The 4616-nt window shown below is 55.8% G+C and carries 4 protein-coding genes; all 4 read right to left on the reverse strand.

All coding sequences use genetic code 11. The features are described from left to right. Positions 1-18: 18 nt before the first annotated feature. Positions 19-1707 (reverse strand): GNAT family N-acetyltransferase, encoded by a 1689-nt coding sequence (locus NMG70_RS29440; RefSeq protein ID WP_254027731.1) that lies wholly within the window; start codon positions 1705-1707, stop codon positions 19-21. A gap of 41 nt (positions 1708-1748) precedes the next feature. Next, on the reverse strand, positions 1749-2753 hold the full coding sequence (locus NMG70_RS29445; protein ID WP_254027732.1) for a D-alanine--D-alanine ligase family protein: 1005 nt from the start codon (positions 2751-2753) through the stop codon (positions 1749-1751). A 194-nt stretch (positions 2754-2947) separates the two neighbouring features. After that, positions 2948-4195: a glycoside hydrolase family 88 protein gene (locus tag NMG70_RS29450; RefSeq protein ID WP_254027733.1), complete on the reverse strand. Its 1248-nt coding sequence runs from the start codon at positions 4193-4195 to the stop codon at positions 2948-2950. Between the two features lie 174 nt (positions 4196-4369). Further along, a partial coding sequence (locus NMG70_RS29455) for a hypothetical protein (RefSeq protein WP_254027734.1) occupies positions 4370-4616 on the reverse strand: 247 nt, incomplete at its 5' end.

Consider the following 4616-nt stretch of genomic DNA (forward strand, 5'->3'; position numbering starts at 1 on the left):
ACCTGAGCGTCCGACGCTCTAGCGCGGCAGAGGCACACGCAACTGGTTGCGGTTAGATAAGGCCTTGGCAAAGTCCGGTTTGAGCGTCAGCGCCTCGTCAAAGCTGGCGAGTGCTTCATCAATGCGCCCCAACGCCCGCAGCGTAACCCCCCGATTGTTCATAGCCTGCACGAAATCGGGTTTCGCCGCGATGGCTTTCTCGTAGCAGGCGAGCGCCTCATCATACTGTTTCAGGCCGCGCAAGGCATGCCCCCTGTTGTTGTAGGCAGCTGCGGCTTTCGGATTGATTTCGGTGGCGCGAGCCAGGTAGGTGTCCGCTGCCTGAAACTGACCGGCCTGAAGACACAGAACGCCCAACAGATAATTAGCGCCGTAATGCCGGGGATTTGCAGCCAATACCTGCAGATAAATCCTCTGGGCATCCAAAAATTGCTTGCTCCGATGGCGCTGCAGCGCACTCGCAAATTGCTCCTCAATACGCGTAGCCGCCAAAACCTCGTTCAGAAGCCGGCGCGCCTCCAGATTGCTCGGTTCGGTCTCGAGCACCTGCCTGCAACCGCGCTCCACCAGATGGAACTTCCCCTCCTGACGCAGCTTTCGCACCGACGATATCACTGAGGGAAGGCTTCTTCGATCCAGCCTGTTTCCGCGGCTGTTGGTGGCGTCGATCCGGATACCCTCTACAAGCCGCTCCTTCGATCCGAAACTGTACTTGTACGAAAAATCTCCAGTGCCAAGGTCGTAAGTCCTGAGGCCGTTTTGAATTGCCCAACGGATGCTGTAGGCGTGAAGCACCAAGCCCGGTGGAGGCTTCCGAATTGCGAGATTGCGGCTGACGAGGAAGCAGACGAGTGAACGCTTTGACTTGTCGATAAACGCAATGTGTACTCCTAACGGAGTATCGCCTTTCCACAATACGGGCGCGAACAGTACACCCGCCTTGTGGCATTCAAGTAACATATAGCGGCAGTTGGCAATAATACCCTGAGCATAGACACGACTTTTGGCCTCCCACTGCGTAAGCCAAAGTTGAAAGAAAACCTCCAGGTCACTTTGGATTGTCTCGAAGTCCGCCAAACTTATCCGGTATTCTCCGCTATTTTCGACCTGACGAAGAAAATAACGGACATCACGACGGGTTTTCGGGCCAAGGTTGCCGTCCAGGAATTCGTTCCAATCGGCGGGCAAATCGACATACATATAGATGTCATGATTTATTTTTTCGCCTGTCCGGGTTGTGTGGCGACGTCGTTCGATCTTTTCTTTCACAAAATCGCTGTCGGAAAAGCTTCCAAGCAGCATTTGACGGCGCTTGGCCGAGATCGAAATGTCGTCGCAGTGCAGTGCTCTCCAATTCAGCGCCTGCAGGCGATCGGCGAACGCCGAAATGACTTGCTCTTCGAATTCGGGCACGCAGATGAAGCCCGTATAGGTGGCAAAATACGAGCCGGCCATCCTTACGCTGCTATAAAACCCCGTCTGCTCATCAAGCCCGGTGACGAGTTGCAAAGGGAAGAAGGCGACATACTCGTTTGTTGCGGGAGACGGCCGCGCAGCCAAAATCATCCAACCTGGGCGTCGCAGCCAATTCGACATCCATGGCCACGACAGGAAAAAATTCGCCTCCGGATCGGAGTCATATATCCGGTCCCAATTCTCTCTCAGCGGCTCCAACGCTTCGAATTTGTCAACCATATCAATTTGCATGCGCTGACCATCACTGAAGTGCCTTACCGAGGGTTTTGCGGTTATTTTTGCCGCTTTCTCTGCCGTCTGAGACTGTGCGTCAAAACATGTCCCACCAGTTCTTCATACTTGATCCCATGCAGGGCGGCCGAACGATAGACCGCGGAGGCCGGCGCCATGTTGCAGGCAATGTTCACTTCGATGAAAACGGCGCGCCGAGTGTCGGGATCATAACGGAAGTCGAAGCGGGCATAATCGAATGGCGACATCTCGGCCACCAATCGCGCGGTTGCCTCCGAAACCTCCTCGGCTCCCGGACCGTCGTAAGGAGCGGACTTGTAGGAACTGTTGAGCCCTCGCTTTGCTTCATTGGTCAGAACATTGTCGCCAGGGCGGCCGCGCTCCTCGAAGACCGCCAATGAACCTGGGGGGAAGCCCTCAACTATTGGAACCGTCAGATTGAGGCCCGGCACAAACTCTTCTGCAATGAACTCACGGCCGCCGTGACGCGGATCCGAGATGGTTGCCAGCGCATCCCGCCAATCCGCTTCATTCTCGACCTTTACAATTGCGTCGGAAGCGATACCCCCTCGCGGCTTGACAATCCACGAACCGGGCAGGCTGAACTTATCATTGCTGACCTCACCGGCCTGCATGATCCTGTGCTTCGCGACATCGAGCCCCAAGGAAGCAGCCAGTTGCTTGGCCAATACCTTGTCTTCCGAGACCGCCCGACTTGACGCCGATGCGCCGAGACACGGGACGCCACGATAGGCCGCGATTGCCGGCGCCAGGAGCTCGTGACCATCGAATATCGCATGCGAGTGAATGGCATAGAGGAAATCGAAGTCGAGAGGCCCGAACAGCACCTCGTGCTCGCTCGCAGGCGTGACCCTGAAACCCAGCCCCCGCAGCGTTTCGAGCATGATGGCATGGTAGACTACGTGGTAGCCGTACTTGGCCCTACGCTCCGGGCTTGAGTCGAGGGCATGACGCGCCAAAAACAGCACATGGGTTTGCGCCAGCTCTTCCGGCGATGGGGTCAACAAATATTCCAACGTCGGCATTTATGAGCCTGATGTGTTCAAAACGCTTTCCCATGCTTGCATCATGGCTCGAGCCGGTCAAGCAGAACCACGAGCAATATCCTGGGTGGCGCTGAAGGTCGAAATGGTACAGATCCAGACTGAGATGCTGGCCGCACCGACCTGTAAAGAAACGCAGGAGCAATTCGGGGCTCCCGGTTGTCCTTTGACGGGAGTCAAAGCCCCGGCTCGAATGTAGAAGCCTGCTTGCTTCCGAGAAAATTCCCCAAGGCCTGGATAGCGTCTATCGTATGCTGGACATTGTCTATGCGAGCCCACCTATTTTTCTCTGCATTTGTCCTGATGGCGCCTCGGTAGACATAGAAAGGAAAAGGAGACTCATCCAGCTTTTCTCTATACTGCAAGGATGCGATGTTTTTCAACGAGATCATAATAGCGTCAAGGTATCGCCCCGCTCTCACCTCATCCCCTGTCCGCAGCGCCATCTCGAATGCATAAGCCAGCCCCTCGGTGTAAACTCCGTCCGAGGACGCGTGCGGAAGGCCGTACTGAGGGGTTGCTGGATTGAAGAATCGTCCAATCCTGTACGACCGGTCCTGAAGTTCCAGCAATTTGTCGTTCAGAATAAACACCGCCTCGGCGAATTTGTCGGCTTTCGTCAACTCATATAGATGCCGATAAGCGATGGTGTGCCAAGGCACGTATGCCGGGTAAAAATTATCTTCGATATTGCGGACATATTCATCTAAATAGAATTCTGCACTGCGCGCCGCTTCGTCGAAATAACGGGTTAATCCAGTCCGGAAATAATATTCGAGCAAAGCTACTAATGCTTCCCCTGAGTAAAATGTTAAGAGGTATTTTGCGTCGAAGGAATAATTCGGCTCCTTTAGCCAAGGGCGAAAGGACCCGTCTGCATTCTGAAGCGCAAGGATGCCCTCCGCAGCTGCACTAGCTTTTGACTGGAACTGTTCAAAATGAGGGCTTGCCGCAAATGTGCGAAGCAGCATCGCATTCGCCCCGAGCTTTGACTTGCCATCATATTCAATATAACCAATACCACCCTCTTCCCTATACCATGCATTCATGATGAATGACAAATTCCGGCGATGAACAGGGCGAAGCGGGAGGTTTCCGACGCTCATTTCCGCTAACGTGCGCGACGACATAAGCTGTCTTAGTTCATTGTTTTTTTCAGATTTCTCGCCCGTATACGGATTAATACTATAGGTAAACAGACCCTTTTTTCCAATATTGCGGATTATCCAGGCTTCCGCCAGGTTTCGGATCCTTGCCATCTCCTCCGGCAGCGACACGATTGTCCGCAGTTCGGGAGACCGTTCGGCCCGATGAAAGTTCGTCTTCGGCATGAGGCGTTTGGAGGTTTGAATCCGGTGGGCGGACATGGTTTCGCCGAGATGATCGAGTTTTGGCTGCTCTTCAACTGTCGACTGTAACGGCACGGTCTATGCGGTGGCAACGGCCTCGGCTGTAGGGCCGGGCTCCAAATGAGCGTACAGAGCCGTGAAGATCCTGGTTTGTCGCTGCAATTGAAGGGCCGGTCTGCGACGAAGCCCGGCGCGGAGGAGTGAAGATAGCTTCGCGGCCGATAGTCACCCTCGCGCGGGCCCTCCAGTTCAAATCCCAATCGGAAGGGTGAGCGTCTTCCGACGCTCACCCTTCGCGATTATCGAGCGGATATCTGGTGGGTCGTTAGCCGCCGCTGCCGCCACCGCCGCCGCTGCCGCCGCTGCCGCCGCTACCACCGCTGCCGCCGCTGCCGCCGCTGCCGCCGCTGCCGCCGCTGCCGCCGCTACCACCGCTGCCGCCACCGCCGCCGCTGCCGCCGCTGCCACCGCTGCCGCCGCTGCCACCGCTGCCGCC

Source organism: Mesorhizobium ventifaucium, from assembly GCF_935822925.1.
Classification (GTDB): domain Bacteria; phylum Pseudomonadota; class Alphaproteobacteria; order Rhizobiales; family Rhizobiaceae; genus Mesorhizobium; species Mesorhizobium ventifaucium.

What these genes read in the sequence shown, in the direction of transcription:
- NMG70_RS29440 (WP_254027731.1), bottom strand. Translation starts at nt 1,707, where the DNA reads ATGCAAATTGATATGGTTGACAAATTCGAAGCGTTGGAGCCGCTGAGA.
- NMG70_RS29445 (WP_254027732.1), bottom strand. Translation starts at nt 2,753, where the DNA reads ATGCCGACGTTGGAATATTTGTTGACCCCATCGCCGGAAGAGCTGGCG.